21 protein-coding genes are annotated in these 26050 nt (G+C 42.2%); all 21 read left to right on the forward strand.

The genetic code is table 11. The features are described 5' to 3' along the window. Window positions 1-5 precede the first annotated feature (5 nt). The 21 genes from flhA to NSQ76_RS08625 all read left to right on the forward strand — a co-directional run bounded on the left by flhA (window position 6) and on the right by NSQ76_RS08625 (window position 26038). Window positions 6-2039 carry a flagellar biosynthesis protein FlhA gene (gene flhA / locus NSQ76_RS08525; protein WP_025092587.1) on the forward strand — a complete coding sequence of 678 codons (2034 nt, stop codon included), beginning with the start codon at window positions 6-8 and terminating at the stop codon, window positions 2037-2039. Then, window positions 2039-3157, forward strand: coding sequence for a flagellar biosynthesis protein FlhF (gene flhF / locus NSQ76_RS08530; protein WP_025092588.1), 1119 nt, complete (start codon window positions 2039-2041; stop codon window positions 3155-3157). Before flhA ends, flhF begins: the two co-directional genes overlap by 1 nt. After that, entirely contained in the window at window positions 3151-4056 is a 906-nt protein-coding gene (locus NSQ76_RS08535) for a MinD/ParA family protein (RefSeq protein ID WP_034623627.1), read from the forward strand. The genes flhF and NSQ76_RS08535 overlap by 7 nt, the downstream gene beginning before the upstream one ends. Beyond that, window positions 4053-5126, forward strand: coding sequence for a protein-glutamate methylesterase/protein-glutamine glutaminase (locus NSQ76_RS08540; protein ID WP_034623626.1), 1074 nt, complete (start codon window positions 4053-4055; stop codon window positions 5124-5126). Before NSQ76_RS08535 ends, NSQ76_RS08540 begins: the two co-directional genes overlap by 4 nt. Before the next feature lie 5 nt (window positions 5127-5131). Next, entirely contained in the window at window positions 5132-7159 is a 2028-nt protein-coding gene (locus tag NSQ76_RS08545) for a chemotaxis protein CheA (RefSeq protein WP_034623624.1), read from the forward strand. A 24-nt stretch (window positions 7160-7183) separates the two neighbouring features. After that, entirely contained in the window at window positions 7184-7645 is a 462-nt protein-coding gene (locus NSQ76_RS08550; protein ID WP_024424157.1) for a chemotaxis protein CheW, read from the forward strand. A gap of 12 nt (window positions 7646-7657) precedes the next feature. Then, window positions 7658-8284: a chemotaxis protein CheC gene (locus NSQ76_RS08555; protein WP_024424156.1), complete on the forward strand. Its 627-nt coding sequence runs from the start codon at window positions 7658-7660 to the stop codon at window positions 8282-8284. Next, window positions 8284-8784 (forward strand): chemotaxis protein CheD, encoded by a 501-nt coding sequence (locus NSQ76_RS08560; protein ID WP_024424155.1) that lies wholly within the window; start codon window positions 8284-8286, stop codon window positions 8782-8784. Before NSQ76_RS08555 ends, NSQ76_RS08560 begins: the two co-directional genes overlap by 1 nt. A gap of 24 nt (window positions 8785-8808) precedes the next feature. Beyond that, on the forward strand, window positions 8809-9576 hold the full coding sequence (locus NSQ76_RS08565) for a FliA/WhiG family RNA polymerase sigma factor (RefSeq protein ID WP_024424154.1): 768 nt from the start codon (window positions 8809-8811) through the stop codon (window positions 9574-9576). A gap of 21 nt (window positions 9577-9597) precedes the next feature. Further along, complete coding sequence (locus tag NSQ76_RS08570) at window positions 9598-10137, forward strand: hypothetical protein (RefSeq protein WP_024424153.1); 540 nt, start codon at window positions 9598-9600, stop codon at window positions 10135-10137. 155 nt (window positions 10138-10292) lie between these two features. Then, window positions 10293-11027, forward strand: coding sequence for a 30S ribosomal protein S2 (rpsB, locus tag NSQ76_RS08575; protein ID WP_024426991.1), 735 nt, complete (start codon window positions 10293-10295; stop codon window positions 11025-11027). 91 nt (window positions 11028-11118) lie between these two features. Beyond that, window positions 11119-12000 carry a translation elongation factor Ts gene (tsf, locus tag NSQ76_RS08580; RefSeq protein ID WP_024424151.1) on the forward strand — a complete coding sequence of 294 codons (882 nt, stop codon included), beginning with the start codon at window positions 11119-11121 and terminating at the stop codon, window positions 11998-12000. A gap of 134 nt (window positions 12001-12134) precedes the next feature. Beyond that, entirely contained in the window at window positions 12135-12857 is a 723-nt protein-coding gene (pyrH, locus tag NSQ76_RS08585; RefSeq protein WP_008344767.1) for a UMP kinase, read from the forward strand. Window position 12858: 1 nt separating this feature from the next. Beyond that, a complete protein-coding gene (gene frr, locus NSQ76_RS08590; RefSeq protein ID WP_024424150.1) occupies window positions 12859-13416 on the forward strand; it encodes a ribosome recycling factor in 558 nt (185 codons plus the stop codon). A 130-nt stretch (window positions 13417-13546) separates the two neighbouring features. Next, a complete protein-coding gene (locus NSQ76_RS08595; RefSeq protein WP_024424149.1) occupies window positions 13547-14329 on the forward strand; it encodes an isoprenyl transferase in 783 nt (260 codons plus the stop codon). A 12-nt stretch (window positions 14330-14341) separates the two neighbouring features. Continuing rightward, a complete protein-coding gene (locus tag NSQ76_RS08600) occupies window positions 14342-15136 on the forward strand; it encodes a phosphatidate cytidylyltransferase (RefSeq protein ID WP_024424148.1) in 795 nt (264 codons plus the stop codon). 39 nt (window positions 15137-15175) lie between these two features. Further along, complete coding sequence (gene dxr, locus NSQ76_RS08605; RefSeq protein WP_024424147.1) at window positions 15176-16327, forward strand: 1-deoxy-D-xylulose-5-phosphate reductoisomerase; 1152 nt, start codon at window positions 15176-15178, stop codon at window positions 16325-16327. A 6-nt stretch (window positions 16328-16333) separates the two neighbouring features. Further along, the gene (gene rseP / locus NSQ76_RS08610; RefSeq protein WP_087975441.1) at window positions 16334-17599 is read left to right on the forward strand and encodes an RIP metalloprotease RseP; all 1266 of its coding nucleotides are present in this window, start codon (window positions 16334-16336) and stop codon (window positions 17597-17599) included. Between the two features lie 80 nt (window positions 17600-17679). Further along, complete coding sequence (locus NSQ76_RS08615) at window positions 17680-19377, forward strand: proline--tRNA ligase (protein WP_044330593.1); 1698 nt, start codon at window positions 17680-17682, stop codon at window positions 19375-19377. A 73-nt stretch (window positions 19378-19450) separates the two neighbouring features. Further along, window positions 19451-23764 carry a PolC-type DNA polymerase III gene (locus NSQ76_RS08620; RefSeq protein ID WP_445661661.1) on the forward strand — a complete coding sequence of 1438 codons (4314 nt, stop codon included), beginning with the start codon at window positions 19451-19453 and terminating at the stop codon, window positions 23762-23764. 423 nt (window positions 23765-24187) lie between these two features. Further along, window positions 24188-26038: a glycoside hydrolase family 9 protein gene (locus NSQ76_RS08625; RefSeq protein ID WP_341053347.1), complete on the forward strand. Its 1851-nt coding sequence runs from the start codon at window positions 24188-24190 to the stop codon at window positions 26036-26038. Window positions 26039-26050: the final 12 nt, after the last annotated feature.

Raw genomic sequence — 26050 nt, forward strand, 5'->3', positions numbered from 1 at the left:
CAGGCATGTCAGCAAGAGATTTATCTGTTATATTCAGTGTTATTTTAATTGTGGCGATGCTGGTCATACCGTTTCCGCCAATGCTATTAAGTATTTTAATCATTATTAATATTTCTCTTGCGCTTATCGTGCTTCTCACCACTATGAACATGCAAGAACCACTGGAATTTTCAATTTTTCCATCATTGCTTTTGCTCTTAACACTGTTTCGTTTAGGGCTTAACATCTCTACAACACGTTCTATTCTTTCAACAGGAGATGCTGGAAAGGTTGTCGAAACGTTCGGTTCATTTGTTGTTGGAGGAAATATCATCGTTGGTCTCGTTGTTTTCCTTATTCTGATCATCATTCAGTTTATTGTTATCACAAAAGGGGCAGAGCGTGTATCAGAGGTTGCGGCAAGATTTACACTCGATGCGATGCCAGGTAAACAAATGAGTATTGACGCTGATTTAAATGCAGGGATGCTGACAGAAAGTGAAGCAAGAAACCGTCGTGAAAAAGTAGCGAGGGAAGCAGACTTTTATGGAGCGATGGACGGTGCCAGTAAGTTCGTTAAAGGGGACGCCATCGCAGGTATTATCATCGTCATCATCAATATTATATTTGGAATCATTATCGGGATGCTTCAGCAAGGCATGTCGATTCAAGAATCAGCTTCTCACTTTACCCTATTAACGGTAGGGGACGGAATTGTTTCGCAAATTCCGGCACTCCTCATTTCAACGGCAACAGGGATTGTCGTGACGAGAGCCGCTTCTAACGGAAACCTTGGATCAGACATTACAGGGCAGCTCTTTGCCTTCCCAGCCATGCTTTATGTCACAGCAGGAACGATCTTCCTTCTTGGTTTGTTTACGCCAATCGGCGTACTTTTAACTGGGCCAATTGCAGGTTTAATAGCACTTGGCGCATACATGATGTCGAAAAACAAACAAGATCAAGAAGAAATCGAAGAGGTACTGGAAGAACAGGCAGAGGTAGAAGAGATGAAAAGTCCAGAAAGTGTTATTCATCTCCTGCAAATGGATGCAATTGAATTTGAATTTGGCTACGGCCTGATCCCGCTCGCTGATGCAAATCAGGGCGGTGACCTGTTAGACCGAATTGTGATGATCCGAAGGCAGCTTGCCCTCGAACTTGGTCTTGTCATTCCAGTCGTCCGGATCAGGGACAATATTGCACTGAACCCAAATGAATACCGGTTGAAAATTAAAGGGAACGAAGTAGCAAAAGGTGAGCTGCTGCTTGATCACTACTTAGCGATGTCCCCAACGCCTGATGATGATCCGATTGAAGGAATTGAAACAATCGAACCATCCTTTGGCCTGCCGGCTAAATGGATATCAGAAGCAGAAAAAGATCAGGCTGAGATGCTAGGCTATACGGTTGTGGACCCAGCGTCTGTTGTCTCTACTCACATCACAGAGAAGATTAGACAAAACACACACGAGCTGCTCGGACGCCAAGAAACGAAGCAATTAATCGATCATCTGAAAGAAAGTTATCCTGTCTTAGTGGATGAGGTAACACCAAATCCGCTGGCAGTCGGTGATATTCAAAAAGTGCTGGCGAAGCTGCTGAAAGAAAAGGTCTCTATCCGAAACCTTGTCACCATTTTTGAGACGCTTGCAGACTACGGAAAATTAACGACTGATACAGATTTATTAACAGAGTATGTTAGACAGGCGCTCGCAAGACAGATTACCGCACAGTATGCAAGAGAAAATGAATCACTTAAAGTTGTGACATGCTCAGGCCGAGTAGAAAAGGTGATTGCAGACAGCGTTCAGCAGACAGAGCATGGAAACTACTTATCGTTAGATCCAGAATCCTCTGAAAGTGTGATTCAATCAGTGGCGAGAGAAATTGAACAGCTTTCGCTTCGTCAGGAAACGCCGGTTCTATTATGCTCACCTCCTATAAGAATGTACGTTAAGCAGTTGTTAGAAAGATATTTCCCAGATTTACCGGTACTATCTTATAACGAACTAGAAGCGAATGTGGAAGTACAGAGCATCGGAGTGGTGGATATCTAATGAAAATGAAAAAAATCACAGCAAATTCTATGCAGGAGGCAACGATTCAAATCAGGCAGCAGCTTGGGAAAGATGCCGTTATTTTAAATTCTAAAACCGTTGTCAAACGCAAACTGTTCGGTTTGAAGAAACAGCAAATGGTCGAAGTGATTGCAGTGCTGGATCAAGATTTCGAGGAAAGAGCTGGTAAAGGGTTAACCCCTGCGCCGCCTCTTCCAGTATTACCAAAAAAGGAACAAGTTCAAAAGCTGCCCGAAGAGCCTTCATTTGCTCCCAAGGCGGCGAAACCAGCGCCTTCTCATACCCAGCCTTTAGAATATGTGAGGAATGAACGGCATGCGGGTATTCTGCCTGATCCTCTCATAGCAATCGATCAAAAGCTAAAGGATCAAGGACTTGATGATGCCATTCGAGACGAATGCCTGAAGGGTCTTTTAACAAAGGGTGCGGTTAAAGAAAATCACATAAAAAAAGAACTTGAACAACTGCTGACAGATATGCTTCCAGCTAAAACCTCTGATGAGCCGATGATTTCTTCAAAATACATTGTTTTGTTCGGTTCCACTGGAGCTGGTAAAACGACAACGATTGCAAAGCTGGCTGCTAAAACGGCCATTCAGCAGCAAAAGAAAATCGCTTTTATTACAACCGATACGTACCGGATTGCAGCGATCGAACAGCTGAAAACATATGCTGAACTGCTGAATGCACCGCTTGAGGTTTGTTATTCAAGAGAGGATTTTGTAAAAGCCCAAGAGACCTTTAAAGAGTATGATCATATCTTCATCGATACAGCAGGTCGTAACTTTAAAGAAGAAGCGTATATCAAAGAGCTGACCGACATTATTCCATTTGATGAGAGCATTCAAAGTTTTCTCGTGATGAGTGCTACATCGAAGTATCAAGACATGAAAGCCATGGTCAAACGCTTTGAACACGTTCCAATCAATCAGTTCATTTTTACAAAAGTAGATGAAACGGACACGATGGGAACCATTTTTCAAATCATTGCTGACTCTCAAATCAAACTTGGTTTTTTAACAAATGGTCAAAATGTGCCTGAGGATATTCTTGAAGGCTCGCCTCTTGAACTAACAAGGATGGTTTTACAATCATGAAGCCCGACCAAGCAGAAGGGTTAAGAAAACTAGTTCAGCAGAGTCAAATGATCACACCGGCTCCTCTTAACGTCAGCGGACAGGCAAAAACCATTGCCGTCATGAGCGGTAAAGGCGGGGTAGGTAAATCGAATTTGACCCTGAATATGGCACTGTCTATCGCAAGTACAGAGAGAAGAGTGTTAGTGATTGATCTTGATTTTGGGATGGGGAATATTGATATTTTACTAGGGAAAACATCGACTAGTTCTATATTAGATGTTCTCGTTAGAAAAAAATCCTTCCAAGCAGCCATGACAAAAGGAACGGATAACCTATATTACATTTCTGGCGGAAGCGGGCTTGAACAGCTGTTTTCTTTAGATAAAGATCAATGGTCGTTCTTTTTGGAAGAGATGGAAAGAATGATGCAGGACTTCGATTGTATTTTCTTCGATATGGGAGCCGGCTTGTCAAAAGATCAGCTGCCTTTTGTCTTATCGGCAGGAGAAGTGGTCGTTGTGACTACGCCAGAGCCAACATCCATCATGGATGCCTACAGCGCGATTAAACACTTAGCCATTCATCAGTTTGAACGGTCTGTGCAAATCATTGTTAACCGGTGCAAAACCCCGTCAGAAGGGTCTGAAACCTACCGGAAATTAGCAGGAGTGGTCACATCTTTTCTTCACAGAAAACTTGTATTTGCTGGCGCTGTGCCTGATGATCCTGCGGTTCCTAAAGCAGTATCAGAACAAATTCCATTTTATATGAAGCAGCCTCATTCAAGGCTGAGTAAAACCATCAAGATGCTGGCAGAAACACTATATCATCAGCAGATAAGAGAGGCACGGAGAGAACAGCATACGTTTATAGATAAGTTGTCCTCTTTTTTTAAAAGGAGGAAGGTGGACTCATGATTAGAGTGCTAGTAGTAGATGACTCGGCCTTTATGAGAAAGCTCATTAGTGATTTTCTAAGTGCCGAGCAAGAAATAGAAGTCGTCGGAACGGCGCGAAATGGGGAAGATGCCTTAAAACGGATCAAGGAACTGAATCCAGATGTTGTCACATTAGATGTGGAAATGCCTGTTTTAAATGGAACAGAAGCATTAAAACAAATTCTGGCTGAACACGACCTTGCCGTGATTATGGTGTCAAGCCAGACAAAGCAAGGAAAAGATTTAACCATCCATTGCTTAGAACTCGGTGCTTTTGACTTTGTGACAAAGCCTTCGGGAAGTATTTCGCTCGATTTGCACAAAGTGAGGGGGCAAATTGTAGAGCGGGTACTTGCGGCAGGACTGTCAAGGAAACGCACTGAAGAGAAGGTGTCTCCTAAGCCGGTGATAAAGCCGCCAAGTCCAGTGGCTTCACCCCGGCTGCCATCTGTAAAAGGCAGCTCACTCCGAAAGATTATTACTATAGGAACATCTACAGGAGGGCCAAGGGCACTTCAACGAGTCGTAACGAAACTGCCTAAGGACATCGAGGCACCTATATTGATTGTGCAGCATATGCCAGCAGGATTCACGGCATCACTTGCTACTAGATTAGATCATTTATCACAAATTACGATTAAAGAAGCGCAAGATGGAGACATCGCGAAAAATGGAGTGGCTTACATAGCTCCTGGTGGAATGAATATGTCACTTCATGACCAAGGGGGGTCACTTGTTATCAGGCTGTCCCCTGAAGACACGGAAAGCCGGCACAAGCCATCTGTTAACTATTTATTTGAATCCATCAGCAGCATAAAGGGTTACGAGAAAATCGCTGTCATTATGACAGGTATGGGCAGTGACGGTACTGAAGGTGTCAAAAAAATGGTCGCAAGCGGTCATACGAAAGTCATTGCAGAAAAAGAAGAATCATGTGTTGTTTTCGGAATGCCTAAATCAGTCATTAAAGCAGGCCTTGCACATGAAACAAGGCATGTGGATGACATCGCACATGCAATTATAAGCTCCATGAAAAAAGAGAGGGCGTGAACACGTTGGATGTAAACCAATACTTAGATATCTTTTTAGATGAAAGCAGAGAACACTTACAAACTTGTAATGAAAAACTTCTTGATTTAGAAAAGAACCCAACCGACTTGCAGCTAGTGAATGATATATTCAGAGCGGCTCATACATTGAAAGGCATGAGTGCAACGATGGGCTTTGATGATATGGCTCACTTAACGCATCATTTAGAAAACATGTTTGATGCTATCCGTAATGAACAAATGATTGTCACTCCTGAGTCAATGGATACGATGTTCGAAGCACTCGATCATCTTGAAGCAATGGTTCAATCGATTGCAGAAGGAGGAGACGGGAAACGTGATGTCACAGAGATTAGTAAAAAGCTAGATGTGACAGGAAGCCATGCTGAGGCAGCTTCAAGCGTTGAAACAGCAGATGCATCAGCTGCTGCTAATGACTTAGATTATAACGAGTTTGAACGAACAGTTCTTGATGAAGCGAGAGAGCAAGGCTTCAAATGCTATGAACTCAACGTGACATTAAGTGAAGCGTGCTTACTAAAAGCCGTTCGTGTCTATATGATTTTTGAAAGATTAAATGAAGCAGGCGAGGTTGTCAAAACCGTTCCGAATGCAGAGCTGTTAGAATCAGAAGATTTCGAATCAGAATTCAGCATTTCTTATCTTTCTAAACTGCCGATGGACGAAGTGCAGAAAATCGTCACGGCGATCTCAGAGGTTGAGAAGGTTGAGATCTCTGAAGTCTCCGCATTTGAAGAAGCAGCTCCAGCTGAAAAGCAAGAGGCGCAGCCTGAACAGAAAAAAGAAGAAGTATCCGTTCCTGCTGCGAAAGCGCCAGCAAATGATGCGCCAAAAGCAAATGGCAATAACGGTGCAGCTGCCGGCGGAACGAAAACAATTCGTGTCAACATCGACCGTCTTGATTCTCTTATGAATCTATTTGAAGAACTTGTGATTGATAGAGGCCGATTAGAGCAGATTGCGAAAGAACTAGAAAATAACGAACTCACAGACACAGTCGAAAGAATGACTCGTATTTCTGGAGACCTGCAATCAATCATCCTGAACATGAGAATGGTACCTGTGGAAACTGTCTTTAACAGATTCCCGCGTATGATTCGTCAATTGACGAAAGAGCTTAATAAGAAAATTGAGCTTATTATTGAGGGTGCTGAGACAGAGCTTGATCGAACAGTGATCGACGAGATTGGTGATCCGCTCTTGCACTTACTCAGAAACAGTCTAGATCACGGGATTGAATCACCAGAAGAACGTGTGAAAAAAGGCAAGCCGGAAAAAGGTACGGTTCTATTAAAAGCGTACCATAGCGGAAACCATGTCTTCATTGAAGTAGAAGATGATGGCGGCGGAATTAACCGTAAAAAGGTGCTTGAAAAAGCATTAGAGCGCGGGGTTATCACAGAAAGAGAAGCAGAAACACTTGAAGATCATCAAATTGATTCATTGATCTTTGCAGCAGGATTCTCTACAGCTGATACGATTTCTGACATCTCAGGCCGCGGTGTAGGTCTTGACGTTGTGAAAAACAAGCTGGAATCACTTGGCGGATCTGTAAGCATTAACTCAACAGAAGGACAGGGTTCACTATTTTCGATCCAGCTTCCGCTTACATTATCGATTATTTCCGTTCTTCTTGTAAAACTAGAAGAGGAAACATTTGCGATTCCGATTTCTTCTATTATTGAAACGGCTGTCATTAAGAAAAGTGACATCCTGCAAACGCATGATCGTGAAGTGATTGATTTCCGCGGATTTATCGTACCGGTCGTGTACTTGAAGAAACAATTCCACGTACCAAATGCGAATGAATTAGAGGAAGAACTGCACATCATTGTTGTTCGTAAAGGAGACAAGCTGACAGCATTTGTGGTCGATTCATTTATTGGTCAGCAAGAGGTTGTATTGAAATCACTAGGAGATTATCTGCCAAACGTATTTGCGATATCCGGCGCAACGATCCTAGGTGACGGTCAAGTTGCACTCATCGTTGACTGTAATGCACTGATCAAGTAAAAAACAATAGAGGAGCGGTCTGAAATGAGTACAGATATCAAAACTGGCGAAAAGATGATTGTGTTTATCGTAAACAAAAAAGAATACGCCATTTCAGTATCAGAAGTAAAGTCCATTGAAAAATGGCAGCAGCCGACAAGAGTTCCTGGCGTTGCCCCTTATATATGCGGTGTTATTAATTTACGCGGTGTCGTGACACCTGTCATTGACCTGAGAGTCAGACTTGGTTCTACTGACAACGAAATTACAGATGAAACAAGAATGATCATTGTACAAGTTGGTGACATTGAAGTCGGCTGGATTGTTGATGAAGCAAATGATGTCATAACCGTCCATCAGGAAGAAGTAGAATCTTCTCCTGAATCAGCTGAAAAAGAAGGACAGTCATGGGTGACAGGTATCATTAAGCATGATCAGCGTCTTTTCAATATCATTCATGCCGGTGCTGTCCTCGACAAGAGCGTTCAAGGTGCACCTGTTCATTAAGGGGGATGTGAAATGAGCATTTTCAACGAAATTAAAGATGAACAGCTAGATATTTTAGGAGAGGTTGGGAATATCGGGGCAGGCCACGCAGCGTCTGCTCTTGCCAACCTATTGGATCGCAAAATCGATATGGCTGTTCCTTTTGTCAAGGTTCTCTCGTTTGAAGATTTAATGGATTTCTTTGGCGGTGCAGACCTTCCTGTTGCAAGCATTTTCCTGCGAATGGAAGGGGATTTAACCGGCTCAATCTTTTTCATTATGCCGTTTGAGCAAGCAGAGCAATTTGTAAGAGAGCTTGTCCAGGATCCGGCATTTGATATTGATACGATTCATGAACATGAGATGGGGACGTCAGCACTTCATGAACTTGGAAATATTTTAGCGGGCTCTTATTTATCAGCCCTTGCCGATTTAACCAAATTGCAGCTTTACCCAAGTGTTCCAGATGTCACGCTCGATATGTTCGGGGCTGTCATTAGTGAAGGGTTGATGCAATTCAGTCCTCTTGGGGATCAGGCGATTGTGATTGATACATCTATTTTTGATGATCAAAATAAGCAAGAGCTGAAAGGAAATATGTTTCTATTACCAGACTTTGAATCATTCGAAAAACTATTCAAAGCATTAGGTAACCTATAATGAACGTGCAAATTCCGGCAGTTGTAAAGGTTGGTATTGCGGATGTTCAGCTTGTTAAATCACCGGACCGCATTCGGACATCCGGTCTTGGTTCCTGCGTAGGGCTTGTCTTGTTTGATCAAGACAAAAAGCTGGCAGGCCTTGTCCATGTTATGCTTCCAGATTCCTCTCTTTCAAAAGGGGCGGTGGAGAACTTGGCTAAATATGCAGATACAGGTGTCAAGCATACAATTGATCTGCTCTTAAAAGCAGGCGCACGCAAACATGCGCTAAAGGCAAAACTTGCTGGCGGGGCGGAAATGTTTAAGTTTAAGTCAACCAATGATCTAATGAGAATTGGACCTAGAAACGTTTCAGCTGTAAAAGAACATCTGTCTCTTCATCATATCCCAATTATTAGTGAGGATACAGGCGGAAACAGTGGCCGTACAATCGAATTCGATCCGCTTACGGCAGAGCTTGAGATCCGTACTGTGAAGCAAGGCATTATGAAGATATAACTAAGGAAGTATAGGGGGATAAAGATGCAATCCTTAAATTACGAAGATCAGGCGCTATGGGCTAGATGGAAAGAGTGGAAAGACCCAGCTGCTGGAGATGATCTTATGCGCCGCTATATGCCGCTCGTCACATATCATGTTGGAAGAATTTCCATCGGTCTCCCGAAGTCAGTGCATAAAGAAGACTTGATCAGTCTAGGGATGCTCGGTTTATATGATGCCCTTGAAAAATTTGACCCCGGAAGAGATCTGAAGTTTGATACATATGCATCCTTCAGAATCCGCGGGGCCATTATCGACGGTCTTCGTAAAGAGGACTGGCTGCCTCGTACATCAAGAGAAAAAACAAAAAAAGTAGAAGCGGCTATTGAAAAGCTTGAACAGCGTTATTTGCGTAATGTGACGCCGACAGAGGTGGCTGAAGAACTCGGCATGAGTGAACAGGATGTCGTCACAACGATGAATGAAGGATTCTTTGCAAATCTGCTCTCAATCGATGAGAAGCTGCATGATCAAGAAGACGGAGAGAACGTCCAAGTCATGATTCGCGACGAGAAGTCTGTGACTCCAGAAGAGAAAATGCTGAAGGATGAATTAATTGAACAGCTTTCTGAAAAAATCACAGAGCTTTCAGAAAAAGAAAAGCTTGTGATCAGTCTTTTCTATAAAGAAGAACTGACATTAACGGAAATCGGTCAAGTGCTCAATTTATCTACCTCGCGCATTTCGCAAATTCATTCAAAGGCCTTGTTCAAGCTTAAGCATCTGCTTGATAAAGCCATTCAATCTTAAAGAGTTAGTGAGTGAAAAAATATGTTATGGCTGATTAGCTTCATGCTTCATGCTGCACTTATTTATTTTGTGATTATTTTATATACGAGAATGAATTCGCTGAAGGCAACAGAACAAAAGCAGCGAGAACTTCTAGAAGAAACGGAAAATACCCTGGCTGCATTTTTGATGGAGGTCAAAGAAGAGAATGACAAACTATCAAAAGTGGCAGCCGCTTCCCCTGATTTTTCTGCTGAAGAGCTGAAATCGGATCTTCAGACACCAAAGCAGCCACAACCACCAATTGAATCCCAGCAATCGGTCGAAAGTGAAGATCCCGTACCAGAGCACCTGTCGGCTCTCCTTAGCGAAGTTGAGGTGCAGGAAGAGAAGGTAAACGAACCCGTTCCACAACTTGAAACAGAGGCTTCTCTGCCTTCTAAAAGTGAAATAGAAGAAACATTCGAGGACCAAGTGAAGACTCTATATGATGAAGGGCGGTCACTAGAAGAAATAGCGAAAGAAATGAAAACTGGCAAGACAGAAATCGAGCTTTTATTAAAATTTAGCGGAAAGCTGTAAAGGATTCTTGATTGTCAGTCCATCATGTGTTATATTATTTCTTGGTGTTAAATACACACGCTTAATGATTCGTATAAAGGTGCTGCCGTGGCGCAGTTTTATGTGAACATGACTTAAGCGGAGGAAAAAAAACCATTATATTAGGAGGCAACAAAATGTCAGTTATTTCTATGAAACAATTGCTAGAAGCTGGTGTTCACTTCGGTCACCAAACTCGCCGTTGGAACCCAAAAATGAAGCGTTACATCTTTACAGAGCGTAACGGTATCTACATCATCGACCTTCAAAAAACGGTGAAAAAAGTAGAGGAAGCTTACAACTTCACGAAAAACCTTGCTGCTGACGGAGGAAAAATCCTTTTCGTTGGTACGAAAAAGCAAGCACAAGATTCAGTGAAAGAAGAAGCAATCCGTTCTGGTATGTTCTATGTGAACCAACGCTGGCTTGGTGGAACTTTAACAAACTTTGAAACAATCCAAAAACGTATTAAACGTTTAAAAGATATTGAAAAAATGCAAGAAAACGGTACATTCGAAGTTCTTCCTAAGAAAGAAGTCGTTCAACTGAAAAAAGAATTAGAGCGTCTTGAAAAATTCCTAGGCGGAATCAAAGACATGAAGAGTCTTCCGGATGCACTTTTCATTATCGACCCTCGTAAAGAGCGTATTGCAGTTGCAGAAGCTCGTAAATTGAATATCCCAATCATCGGTATCGTTGACACAAACTGTGATCCAGACGAAATTGATGTTGTGATCCCTGCAAACGATGATGCAATCCGTGCTGTAAAACTTCTAACTGCTAAAATGGCAGATGCGATTCTTGAGTCTAAACAAGGCGAAGAAGAAGCTGTTGTAGAAGAAACGACAGAAACTGAAACAACAACTGCGTAACCTATTCAAAAGGTGATAAGAGGGAAATGCCTTTTATCACCTTTTTTTCACCTAGTAATCCGTGTTTTAACATAGAAGGAGGAAATGTAAAATGGCAATTACTGCTCAATTAGTTAAAGAACTGCGTCAAAAAACTGGTGCAGGTATGATGGACTGTAAAAAAGCGTTAACAGAAACTGATGGTGACATCGAGAAAGCAATCGACCTTCTAAGAGAAAAAGGAATCGCAAAAGCTGCGAAAAAAGCAGACCGTATTGCGGCAGAAGGATTAACTCTTATCAAAACTGACGGCAACACAGGCGTGATCCTAGAAGTGAACTCTGAGACTGATTTCGTTGCGAAAAACGAAGGATTCCAAGCACTTCTTAACGAACTTGCTGATCATTTGCTTGCTGCTAAACCTGCAACACTTGAAGAAGCTCATGCTTCTAAAATGGAAAACGGTTCAACAGTTGAAGAGCATATCACATCTGCAATTGCGAAAATCGGAGAGAAAATCACTCTACGCCGTTTCTCTGTCATCACAAAAGAAGATAATGCTGCATTCGGTTCTTACCTGCACATGGGCGGACGTATCGGTGTGTTAGCTGTTCTTAACGGAACAACTGACGAAGAGCTTGCAAGAGACATCGCAATGCACGTTGCAGCTGTAAACCCTAAATACATTTCTCGTGACCAAGTGTCAGAAGAAGAAGCAAACCGTGAGCGTGAAGTACTAACACAGCAAGCGCTTCAAGAAGGAAAGCCTGAAAACATCGTAGCTAAAATGGTAGAAGGCCGTCTAAACAAATTCTTCGAAGAAATTTGCTTACTTGATCAAGCATTCGTTAAAAACCCAGATGAAAAAGTGAAACAAGTTGTAGCTGCGAAAAACGCAACTGTTCAAACTTATGTTCGCTATGAAGTGGGCGAAGGTATCGAAAAACGTCAAGACAACTTTGCTGAAGAAGTTATGAGCCAAGTGAAAAAATAATGTTTGAAAAGCTCTCTGGGGCTTTTTTAGGGAGCACAAGCACTGTGTTCCCTATTTTTTAGAGGATATTGATTTACAAAAGGCAGTTTCTTACGCATAATAAGAGACGGTATAGTATACACTTGGAGGTTATCATGAGCAAACCGAAATATAATCGCATTGTACTGAAGCTAAGTGGCGAAGCACTAGCGGGTGATGCTGGAAATGGAATTAACCCAACTGTCATTCAATCAATTGCAAAGCAAGTAAAAGAAATTGCAGAGCTTGATGTTGAAGTTGCAGTCGTTGTAGGCGGAGGAAACCTTTGGCGCGGGAAGACAGGCAGTGATCTAGGAATGGACCGTGCAACAGCAGACTACATGGGGATGCTGGCAACAGTGATGAACTCACTGGCGTTACAGGACAGCCTAGAAACGCTTGGCATTCAGTCTAGAGTGCAAACCTCTATTGAAATGAGACAGGTTGCAGAACCATACATAAGAAGAAAAGCGATCCGTCATCTTGAGAAGAAACGTGTCGTCATTTTTGCTGCTGGAACAGGGAATCCTTATTTCTCTACAGATACTACAGCAGCACTTCGAGCAGCAGAAATTGAAGCAGATGTCATTTTAATGGCGAAAAATAATGTAGATGGTGTCTACAGTGCTGATCCTCGTACAGATGCGGATGCAGTAAAATATGATAAGCTTTCATATCTTGATGTACTTAAAGAAGGGCTTGCTGTAATGGATTCTACTGCGTCCTCATTATGTATGGACAATGACATTCCATTAATCGTCTTCTCCATTATGGAAGAAGGAAATATTAAACGTGCCGTAAACGGCGAATCAATCGGAACGATCGTGAGGGGGAAATAACGTGTCAAAAGAAGTGTTGAACCAAACGAAAGAAAAAATGGAAAAAGCCGTACAAGCGTACGGACGTGAGCTTGCAACTGTTCGTGCAGGCCGTGCAAATGCTTCACTGCTTGATAAAGTGACAGTGGATTATTACGGTGCACAAACACCGCTTAACCAAATTGCGTCGATCACAGTGCCAGAAGCACGTATGCTGATTATCACACCTTACGATAAAACAGCAATCGGTGATATCGAAAAAGCGATCCAAAAGTCTGATCTTGGCATCACGCCAACAAGTGACGGAAATGTGATCCGTATTGCGATTCCTGCGCTGACAGAAGAAAGACGTAAAGAGCTTGTGAAAGTCGTAAAAAAATACTCAGAAGAAGCAAAAGTAGCTGTTCGTAACGTGCGTCGTGATGCAAACGATGATTTGAAAAAGCTTGAGAAAAATGGGGAGATCACTGAAGATGAATTAAGATCATCGACAGAGGATGTTCAAAAATTGACAGATGAATATGTCGCTAAAATTGATGACGTGACGAAAGATAAAGAAAAAGAAATCATGGAAGTTTAAGAAAAAACTATGTACAATAGATAATAGTGAAAAGACCCTCTTCATGTTTACAGGGGGTTTTTTTGTTAATACTGTTGATGACTATATTATTTAGCGGGAACGCAACCTTTTTGGGTGATGGAGGAATCTCATGCTCAATATACTCAAAAATTGGAAGAATCAGCAAACAGCAGCTTCCAACTTAGAAAGCCTGACAAAAGAAGACATATTAAATGGAGAAATTCCTGAACATATCGCCATTATCATGGATGGGAACGGAAGATGGGCGAAAAAACGTGCTCTTCCACGGGTAGCAGGTCATCATGAAGGAATGAAAGTCGTCAAGCGCATGACAAAGCTTGCAAATGAGCTAAATGTCAAAGTGCTGACTTTGTATGCTTTCTCTACGGAAAATTGGAAACGTCCAAAACTAGAAGTAGACTTTTTAATGAAACTTCCTGAAGAATTTTTAAACATCTACCTGCCTGAACTCATCGAGGAGAATGTCCGTGTGCGTTTAACAGGTGATCCAGACGGCCTCCCGCAGCATACGAAAAAAGCGGTAGAGAACGCAGTAAAGAGTACGGCGAATAACGACGGGCTCGTTTTGAACTTTGCGCTCAACTATGGAGGGCGCACAGAAATCGTCTCCGCATGCAGACAAATTTCTGAAAAGGTCAAAGAAGGTAAGCTTCGAGCAGAAGACATCACAGAAGAGATGTTTTCAGCTTATTTAATGACAGAATCTCTTCAAGATCCGGATTTGCTCATTCGCACGAGTGGAGAAATTAGATTAAGCAACTTTATGCTTTGGCAAATTGCGTACAGCGAGTTTGTCTTTACGGATGTGCTTTGGCCTGACTTTTCTGATGAGCACCTTATAGGCGCTATCGGAGAGTACCAGCGCCGCGGCCGGAGGTTCGGTGGAATTTAGAGGGTGGTGCAGATGAAACAAAGAATTTTGACGGGTGTTTTGGCAGCTGCAGTCTTTTTGCTTGCAGTTATATATGGACAGATGCCATTTACCCTGCTGATTTATTTAATGGGAAGTGTCGCTCTCTTTGAGCTTTTAAGAATGAAAAAGATCTCGATTTTCAGCTTTCCTGGTATTGTCAGCTTAATATTGCTTTGGCTTTTAATGGGCGGAGACAACAGCTTCTTCCCAAACGTGGACGCATCAAAAATGCAGATTGCTTTATTTGCAGTCTTAATACTTTTAACTTATACAGTTTTGAGCAAAAACTCTTTCACATTCGATGAGGTTGCTTTTGTTGTATTAGCCACATTATATATTGGCGTAAGTTTCTATTATTTTATCCAAATTAGAGGCTTATATGGCATGAGTGCGATCTTCTTCGCAGCAGTGATTATTTGGTCTACTGACTCAGGAGCCTATTTTATTGGAAAATCTATGGGGAAACGAAAGCTTTGGCCAGAAATCAGCCCAAACAAAACAGTAGAAGGATTTATCGGCGGAATCGTCACAGCGGTCGTGTTGTCACTTGTGTTTCAGGCGGTTACAGGATTTTTGCCATCATATCTGCTTGTGATGTTTATTACTCTTTTACTCAGTATCTTTGGACAGCTAGGCGACCTTGTGGAATCTGCTTTAAAGCGTCATTATCACGTGAAGGATTCAGGGACAATTCTCCCTGGCCATGGCGGGATTTTGGACAGGTTTGACAGCTTTTTATTCGTTCTGCCGTTTTTATACTTACTGCTCGCAACGTTTGCCAGCTAACCTCATAGAAACTTATTGAACGAGAGAAGGAGTGGCAATTTGAAATATATTTCGCTATTAGGCGCAACAGGATCAATTGGAGAACAAACGTTAGATGTGATCAGTCAGCACCCGGACAAGTTTAAGCTGAAAGCCATGACATTTGGCAGAAATATAGCAAAGGCGATTCCGATCATTGAGCGCTTTCAGCCTGAATTCGTCGGCTGTGTAGACGAAGAAACCTATCACATGCTAAAAAATCATTCATTTGCATACGATGTGAAGCTGGCTGCTGGTGATGAAGCCAACATCGAGGCAGCGACCTATGATGCAGTGGACGTAGTGGTCAATGCACTTGTAGGAAGTGTTGGACTTGTTCCAACATTAAAGGCCATTGAACAAAAAAAGACGATTGCTCTCGCAAATAAGGAAACACTTGTGACAGCTGGTCATATAGTAAAAGAGTACGCTAAAACATATGATGTACCTTTACTCCCTGTCGATAGTGAGCATTCCGCTATTTTTCAATGCCTGCAAGGTGAACAAGCTAAAAATATTGAACGTTTAATCGTGACAGCTTCAGGTGGTAGTTTCCGAGATAAAAAACGAACTGAACTTGAAGGTGTTACGGTTGAAGAAGCGCTGAACCACCCGAACTGGTCGATGGGAGCGAAAATCACCATTGATTCAGCGACGATGATGAATAAAGGGCTCGAGGTGATCGAGGCACATTGGTTGTTTGATATCCCTTATGAACAAATTGATGTGCTGCTACATAAAGAGAGCATTATCCATTCGATGGTGGAATTTCACGACAAAAGCGTCATGGCTCAGTTAGGGACACCTGACATGAGAGTGCCTATTCAATATGCACTCACATACCCTGACAGGGCGCCGTTACAAGAAGCGAAATCATTGAACCTTTGGGAGATTGGACAATTGAATTTCCAAAAAGCGGATTTTGACAGGTATCGCTGCTTACATTTTGCTTATGAATCAGGTAAAATAGGAGGGACAATGCCTGCTGTACTTAATGCAGCAAATGAAATGGCAGTCGATGCATTTCTGAAAGGCAAAGTAACGTTCCTGCAAATTGAAGAATTGATTGAAAAGGCACTAATCAGACATCATGTGATTTCAACGCCTAGTTTGCAAGATATCCATGAAGTGGACAAAGATACACGAGACTTTGTTCAATCAATCCTCACATAAGGTGGTATGTTCGTGAATACAGTGATTGCGTTTATTATTATTTTTGGAACGCTCGTTTTTTTCCACGAGCTTGGCCATTTAATTATGGCGCAGCGCGCGGGGATTTTATGCCGCGAGTTCGCAATTGGTTTTGGGCCGAAGATTTTCTCCTTTAAACGAAAAGAAACCGTTTATACCATTAGACTTCTCCCTATTGGCGGATTTGTTAAAATGGCTGGAGAGGACCCTGAAGTTATCGAAATTAAACCAGGTCATACAGTGGGGCTCTTATTCAATGAGCAAAATGAAGTAGAAAAGATCATTTTAAATGATAAAGAAAAATATCCTGATGCACTTGTCATCGAAGTTGAGCAGATTGATTTAGATCATGCTATGAGAATCTCGGGATATGAAGCTGGAAATGAAGATATTCTGACTGGCTACAATGTCAGTCAAACAAGCTTCTATATTGCAGATGGTGAAGAAATTCAAATCGCACCATACAATCGTCAATTTGGTTCAAAAACAGTTTGGCAGCGAATTAAAGCCATCGCAGCTGGACCGATTATGAACTTTATCCTGGCGTATGTGATTTTGGTTGCTTTAGGTTTTATTCAAGGGGTTACCGTTGATGATCCTGTACTCGGTAAGCTGACGAAAGACGGCCGAGCGGCTGAGGCTGGACTCATGCAGGGAGATCACATCGTGTCCATTAACGGCGAGAAAATGAATTCTTGGACAGACGTCGTTCAAACAGTTCAAAAGAACCCTGAGAAAAAAATGAATGTCGTCATTGACCGAGACGGCAAAGAAAGCACTGTGCAGGTTGTACCAGAAGCTGTAAAAGCAGATGGGAAAAGCATTGGCCGTTTCGGATCATATCCGCCAACGGAAAATGGATTTTTGAAAGTTATTTCATCTTCTGGAACAACTGTCATTTCAACGGCAGGTCTGATCTTAACGAATTTGCAAAAAATTGTCACAGGACAATTTTCACTAGACATGTTAGCAGGTCCTGTTGGAATTTATGACATGACAGGAGAAGTAGCCAAACAAGGTGTTTTAACATTAATGCAGTTTGCGGCGTTCCTCAGTATCAACCTAGGCATCGTGAATTTGTTACCGATTCCTGCATTAGACGGAGGACGTTTACTATTCTTATTTGTTGAAGCCATTCGCGGTAAACCAATTAATCGTGAGAAGGAAGCACTTGTTGTCTTTATCGGTGTTGCTTTCCTCATGCTGTTAATGTTAGTGGTAACGTGGAATGACATTCAGCGGTTATTTTTATAAAAACCATTCTCTCTTGTTTCTCACTCCGGGAAACAAGTGTTTTTGTGAGAAGTCCTATTTCATAAATGAGGTGTAACGACATGAGACAATCCCTGACTTTCATTCCAACTCTTCGAGAGGTGCCGGCAGATGCTGAGGCAAAAAGTCATCAACTCTTAGTAAGAGCTGGGTTTATTAGACAAAATACAAGTGGAATCTATCATTATCTGCCGCTTGCGCATAAAGTCATTCAGCATATTCAATCGATCGTCCGCAAGGAAATGGAAAAGGCAGGCGCAGCTGAGCTGTTAATGCCAGTGCTGCAGCAGGCAGAAATGTGGCAAGAGTCAGGAAGATGGTATACATACGGTCCAGAACTGATGCGTATGAAGGATCGCCATGGCCGCGAATTTGCGCTTGGCCCAACCCACGAAGAAGTGATCACATCACTAGTACGCAGCGAAGTGAAATCGTATAAGAAGCTTCCTTTAACTTTATATCAAATTCAATCAAAATTCCGTGATGAACAGAGACCACGCTTTGGACTGCTGCGCGGACGTGAATTTATCATGAAGGATGCATACTCATTCCATTCTTCACCAGAAAGCCTTGATGAGACATACAACAAAATGTTTACGGCTTACTCTAATGTGTTCTCAAAAGTGGGTCTCAATTTTAGACCAGTCATTGCAGATTCTGGGGCAATGGGAGGAAAAGATACGCATGAGTTCATGGCGCTTTCAGAAGTCGGAGAGGATACCATCGCTTATTCTGATACTTCCTCATATGCTGCAAACATTGAAATGGCTGAGGCTGTATATCACGGAGAAGAAGCAAATCCTGCGGACTTCAAAGAACTTGAAAAAGTCCACACACCGCAAGTGAAAACCATTCAAGATGTGGCTGGATTTTTAGAAGTTGACCCTTCTGCTTGCATTAAATCTGTTTTGTTTAAAGCAGATGATGCGTATGTTCTGATCCTTACTAGAGGCGATCATGAAGTAAATGATGTGAAAGTGAAGAACTTGGTAGGAGCACAGCTTGTCGAGCTTGCTTCACGTGAAGAAGTGCTAGAAGTCATTGGAACTGAGCCTGGATTTGTTGGACCTGTTAAACTGGAAGCAGAAGTCGATATTTATGCGGACCTTGCTGTGAAAGGAATGACAAATGCAGTCGCTGGTGCAAACGAAGCGGATTATCATTATGTCAATGTCAATCCTGCACGTGACGTGTCAGTAAAAGAATTCACAGATCTTCGCTTGATTCAAGAAGGAGATGTTTCTCCAGATGGGGAAGGCACAATCCAATTTGCAAAAGGGATTGAAGTAGGACAAGTCTTTAAACTAGGCACTCGTTATTCTGAGTCGATGGATGCAACGTACCTCGATGAGAATGGTCGTGCGCAGCCAATGATTATGGGCTGCTATGGCATCGGCATCTCTAGAACGCTGTCAGCGATTGTTGAACAGCATCACGATGAGAAAGGAATCATTTGGCCGGAAACAGTGGCACCATATGACCTTCACCTCCTTGCATTAAATATGAAAAACGATGCGCAGAAAGAACTGGCTGAAACGTTGTACGAGCGATTAGAAGATGAAGGTTTCGACGTACTTTTCGATGACCGCCAGGAGCGTGCAGGAGTAAAATTTGCAGACAGTGATTTAATTGGACTGCCAATTCGTATTAGCTGCGGAAAACGTTCAGAAGAAGGTATAGTAGAAGTGAAGTTTAGAAAATCAGGTGAATCACATGAAGTATCTGTTGATGATCTGATTTCATTTATACGCCAAGCATAAAACGAACAAAAAAATGAAGGTACCTCCTGTAGAAAAGAGGTACCTTTCTGATTGACAAAAGGAGGGTCCTGTCTTGGATGAACAATTACCGATCACACGGCGGCAATTTCATATATTACTCAATCAGATTCAAATGACAGATGATGACCTCAGTCGTTACTTTGAAGAAGGGGAAATCGTCAAATTGACGGTGCATAAGGCGACGAAAACATGGCATTTCCTTTTTAAATTTAAGGCGCTTTTGCCTTACAAAGTATACGCCATGTTTCTCAGCAGGCTGACAAATGCATTTTCACATATTGCACAAATCACTTGTACGATTGAAGTGAGTGATCCGCACATATCTGAAGAACTCGTGCAATCGTACTGGTCACATTGTGTGGAAGAACTTCAAGGAATTTCTCCCCCAATCGTCAGCTTGCTTCAGCAGCAAAAACCATCGCTGTCTGGACATAAAATCATCATTAAAACGAAAAGCGAAACAGAGGCACTCGCTATTAAGAAGAAGTACAGCCCGATGCTCCAGGCCGCATTTAAACAAGTGGGCTTTCCAGAGCTGCAATTCGATACAGAAATTTTTGTATCAGATCAAGAGATTCAGAAGTTCAGAGAACAAAAGCTTGCTGAAGATCAAGAAAGAGCCATGCAAGCCCTCACTGAGATGGAGAAGAAAGAAAGTGAGGAGCAGAATGAAGCTCCGTCAGGCCCTCTGATGATTGGCTATCAAATCAAAGACAATGAAGAAATTCGTACGCTTGACAGTATCATGGACGAGGAAAGAAGAATTACCGTTCAAGGCTACGTATTCGATGCAGAAACGCGTGAGCTGAAAAGCGGGAGAACGCTTTGTATCTTTAAGATCACAGATTATACAAACAGTATTTTGATCAAAATGTTTGCAAGAGAAAAAGAAGATGCTCAGCTGATGAAATCATTGAAAAAAGGCATGTGGGTGAAAGCAAGAGGAAGCATTCAAAATGATACGTTTGTCAGAGATCTTGTCATGATCGCTAATGATGTCAATGAAATGAAACCGCAGCTGAAAGAAGATACAGCACCTGAGGGTGAAAAGCGTGTGGAGCTTCATTTACATTCCCCTATGAGCCAAATGGATGCTGTCACTGGCATTGGCAGACTTGTTGAACAAGCAAAAAAATGGGGACATGAAGCAATTGCCCTGACAGATCATGCCGTTGTACAATCCTTCCCAGATGCGTATGCAGCAAGTAAAAAACATGGCATCAAAATGATGTACGGTGTGGAAATCAACTTAGTAGACGACGGGGTACCGATTGCATATAACCCAGAGCACCGCTTGTTAGAGGATGCGACGTATGTCGTATTCGACATAGAGACAACTGGACTTTCAGCTGTTTATGACACGATCATTGAGCTTGCAGCAGTGAAAATAAAAGGCGGGGAAATTATTGACCGCTTTGAGGCATTTGCAAATCCCCATCACCCGTTATCAGCGACCACCATCGAATTAACAGGTATCACCGATGATATGGTGAGAGATGCACCAGATGTCGTCGACGTCGTACGGGATTTCAAAGAATGGATTGGACAAGATATCCTTGTTGCGCACAATGCGAGCTTTGATATGGGCTTTTTAAATGCAGCGTATAAACGCCTGTTAAAAACAGATAAAGCGTCAAACCCTGTCATTGATACACTTGAACTTGGCCGGTTCCTTTACCCTGAATTTAAAAATCACCGGCTGAACACCCTTTGTAAAAAGTTCGATATTGAACTGACGCAGCATCACCGGGCGATTTATGATGCAGAGGCGACAGGCTATCTCATGCTGAAGATGCTAAAAGATGCGGCTGAAAAAGAAATTGCCTATCACGATCAATTGAATGAAAACATGGGGCAGTCGAATGCTTACCAGCGCTCACGTCCTTACCATGCGACTTTGATTGCTCAAAATGAGACAGGTCTTAAGAATTTATTTAAGCTTGTTTCACTTTCTCATATTCATTATTTTTACCGGGTCCCGCGTATTCCGCGCTCTCAGCTTGAGAAATATCGAGAAGGTTTAATTGTTGGGTCTGCTTGTGATAAGGGTGAGGTATTTGAAGGAATGATGCAAAAGTCCCCTGATGAGGTGGAAGACATTGCAGCATTTTATGACTATTTAGAAGTACATCCGCCAGAAGTGTATCAGCACCTGCTGCAGCTTGAGCTTGTTCGAGATGAACGTGCGTTAAAAGAAATCATCACAAATATTGTCAAGCTTGGCGAAAAGCTGAATAAACCAGTTGTGGCGACTGGAAATGTACATTACCTGCATCCAGAGGACAAAATTTATCGTAAAATCTTAATTTCATCACAGGGTGGAGCGAATCCGCTGAACCGCCATGAACTGCCAAAAGTTCATTTTAGAACGACAGATGAAATGCTCGAAGCCTTCTCCTTCCTAGGAGACGAAAAAGCGAAAGAGATCGTCGTAACAAATACGCAAAAAGTATCTGAGATGGTCGAAAGCATTAAACCTATCAAAGATGATCTTTACACACCAAAAATTGAAGGTGCAGATGAAGAAATACGGGAAATGAGCTATCAAATGGCGCGCAGCATCTACGGAGATGATTTGCCGAAAATCGTAGAAGACCGCATCGAGAAAGAATTAAAAAGTATTATCGGTCATGGCTTCGCCGTTATTTACTTAATCTCTCATAAGCTCGTAAAAAAATCACTTGATGATGGATATCTCGTTGGTTCAAGGGGATCTGTCGGCTCATCTCTTGTTGCGACATTAACAGAGATTACTGAAGTGAATCCACTTGCACCTCATTATGTATGCCCAAGCTGTAAGCACTCTGAGTTCTTTAATGACGGATCTGTTGGTTCAGGCTTTGACCTTCCTGATAAGGACTGTCCAGAATGTGGAGCGCCGTATAAAAAAGATGGCCATGATATTCCGTTTGAAACGTTCTTAGGTTTTAAAGGAGACAAAGTCCCTGATATTGACTTGAACTTCTCAGGCGAATATCAGCCGATCGCACATAACTATACGAAAGAGTTGTTCGGTGAAGATTATGTATACCGAGCAGGTACGATTGGTACCGTTGCAGAAAAAACAGCATATGGTTACGTAAAAGGCTATGCAGGGGATCATAACCTTCATATGAGAGGCGCTGAAATCGACCGGCTTGTACAAGGCTGTACAGGAGTAAAACGGACAACAGGCCAGCATCCAGGCGGGATTATCGTAGTGCCTGATTATATGGACATTTACGATTTCTCACCTATTCAATACCCAGCAGATGCGACAGGTTCCGATTGGAAGACAACACATTTTGATTTCCATTCGATCCACGATAACTTGTTGAAGCTGGATATTCTTGGGCACGATGATCCAACGGTCATTCGTATGCTTCAAGATTTAAGCGGAATCGATCCAAAAACGATTCCAACAGATGACCCTGAAGTCATGAAGATTTTCCAAGGGACAGAGCCTCTAGGTGTAACAGAAGAGCAAATTGGCTGTAAAACAGGTACACTCGGTATCCCGGAATTTGGGACAAGATTTGTTCGGCAAATGCTAGAGGATACAAAACCAACGACCTTCTCAGAGCTTGTTCAGATTTCTGGACTATCACACGGTACGGATGTTTGGCTCGGAAATGCGCAAGAGCTCATTCACAATAAAACGTGTGAACTAAGTGAAGTAATTGGGTGCCGTGATGATATTATGGTCTATCTCATCTATCAAGGCTTAGAGCCGTCACTTGCCTTTAAAATCATGGAATCTGTTCGTAAAGGAAAAGGACTTCCTCCTGAATGGGAAGAAGAAATGAAGAATAATAATGTACCAAACTGGTATATTGATTCTTGTAAAAAAATCAAATACATGTTCCCTAAAGCCCACGCGGCTGCTTATGTGTTAATGGCTGTTCGTATTGCTTATTTCAAGGTGCATCATGCACTCCTGTACTATGCGGCTTACTTTACCGTTCGAGCGGATGACTTTGATATTGAAACGATGACAAAAGGATCGAATGCGATTCGAGCCGTAATGGACGATATTAATTCAAAAGGTTTAGATGCATCACCGAAAGAAAAGAACCTATTAACTGTACTAGAGCTTGCCCTTGAAATGTGTGAAAGAGGCTACCACTTCAAAAAAGTTGACCTTTACCGCTCAAGTGCAACAGAGTTTATCATTGATGGAGACGGATTAATACCGCCATTCAACTCCATCCCCGGCCTCGGTACAAACGTTGCGTTAAATATTGTCCGCGCGCGGCAAGATGGGGAATTCCTCTCAAAAGAAGATTTACAAAAACGCGGAAAAGTGTCGAAGACCATCCTTGAATATTTAGATCGTCAAGGCTGTTTAGAAGCACTTCCTGATCAAAACCAGCTTTCTTTATTTTAATGTGATAAATAAGAGCGCCCTAAAAGGGCGTTCTTTTCTCTATATACAATAATTTTATTATGTTAACTAATAAAGATTTCTTATCAATTGGAATTATTTTCTTATTCCTTCATATATCTTGATTTAGTGTGATGTTTTAAGAGAAGAGATTGTATGTCATTCTTTCTACCCAAATAGAGCTCAAAAGAGAATTTCGCCGTCTGAAATGTTCTCAAGCGACATATGATCATTCTGGGTACAGTCAGAAGGAGAATCAAGAGAAAACCTTCGATGAGCGTAAAGCTGATTGCTGTTTACTATGCTTATTTTTGAAACCTATTTGATTCTTTTCAACTGTACAGATCACGAAACGAAGGATAGAAAGGAGGCGGTTGCGTCTATTGATCAATGTTTCACTAAAAAGAAGGGGTGAGCAATAGAGAAATGGCATCTTACAACTATGTAGAGGTTTTACAAAAATCCATGCTGTTTTATGAAGCGCAGCGGTCAGGCCGGCTTCCGGAAAGCAATCGTCTTAACTGGCGGGGAGATTCTGGACTAGAGGACGGGAAGGATGTTGGGCATGACTTAACTGGCGGCTGGTATGATGCAGGAGATCATGTGAAATTTGGACTTCCGATGGCTTACTCAGCAGCCGTGCTTGCATGGACAGTATATGAATACCGGGAAGCTTATGAAGAAGCAGAATTGCTTGATGAGATCTTAGATCAAATCAAGTGGGCAACAGATTATTTTTTGAAAGCACATACAGGACCGAATGAATTTTGGGCGCAAGTAGGTGATGGAAACGCCGATCATGCTTGGTGGGGGCCAGCAGAAGTGATGCCGATGAACCGGCCGGCTTTTAAAATTGATGAACATTGTCCTGGCACAGAAGTAGCTGCACAAACTGCGGCGGCTTTAGCAGCAGGTTCTATCATTTTTAAAGAAACAGATGCGTCCTATGCAGCAAAGCTTTTAACACACGCCAAACAGCTATATGCATTTGCTGACAAGTATCGCGGCAAATATACTGATTGTGTCACCAATGCGCAGCCATTTTACAACTCCTGGAGCGGCTATGTTGACGAACTTATTTGGGGTGGAATCTGGCTGTACTTGGCGACAAATGAAGAAACCTATTTAAACAAAGCATTAAAAGCGGTAGAAGAATGGCCGAAGGATTGGGATTATACGTTTACCATGTCATGGGACAATACTTTTTTTGCTTCACAAATCTTACTAGCAAGAATCACGAAAGAAAACAGATTTATAGAATCGACAGAGCGCAATCTTGATTACTGGACCACAGGTCTTGTTCAAAATGGAAAAGTAGAAAGAATCACCTATACGCCTGGCGGCTTGGCATGGCTGGATCAATGGGGTTCACTTCGTTATGCCGCCAATGCAGCATTTTTAGCCTTTGTCTATGCTGATTGGGTATCTGATCAAGAAAAGAAAAATCGATACCAATCGTTTGCGATTAAGCAAACTCACTATATGTTAGGTGATAATCCGCTGAATAGAAGCTACGTCGTTGGGTTTGGCCAGAATCCGCCGAAGCACCCGCACCACCGTACTGCACATGGCTCATGGTCTAACCAGCTGACAAATCCTCCATCTCACCGGCACACTCTTTATGGAGCGCTTGTAGGGGGTCCTAATGCACAGGATCAATATGATGATGACATCTCTGATTATATATCTAACGAGGTGGCGACCGATTATAATGCCGCCTTTACTGGAAATATCGCCAAAATAGTGCAGCTGTTTGGTGAAGGGCAATCAAAGCTGCCAAATTTCCCGCCTAAAGAACAAGTGGAGGATGAGTTTTTTGTAGAGGCAGCTGTAATGCATAACGATACAACATCTACTCAAGTGAAAGCAGTGCTGTACAACAGGTCCGGCTGGCCGGCAAGAAGCAGTCAAACACTATCTTTTAGATATTACGTCAATCTGAGCGAGGTTTTTGCAAAGGGATTCACTGAAAAGGATATTCAAGTGACAGCAGCCTACAATGAAGGCGCTTCCTTATCGCCTTTAAAAGTATATGACGCATCAAGCCGCGTCTATTTTGCAGAAATCGATTTTACGGGCGTAGCCATTTCTCCTAGAGGAGAATCTGAGCATAAGAAGGAAATACAATTTCGATTATCTGCTCCAAATGGATCGAATATATGGGATGCCTCAAATGATTATTCCTATCAAGGATTAACATCCAATATGCAAAAAACAACAAAGATTCCTGTCTTTGAAGATGGTGTTTTAGTATTTGGCACACTTCCAGACAAATAAAAATCAACGATT

This window comes from Bacillus sp. FSL M8-0256, from assembly GCF_038005765.1.
Lineage (GTDB): Bacteria > Bacillota > Bacilli > Bacillales > Bacillaceae > Bacillus > Bacillus safensis.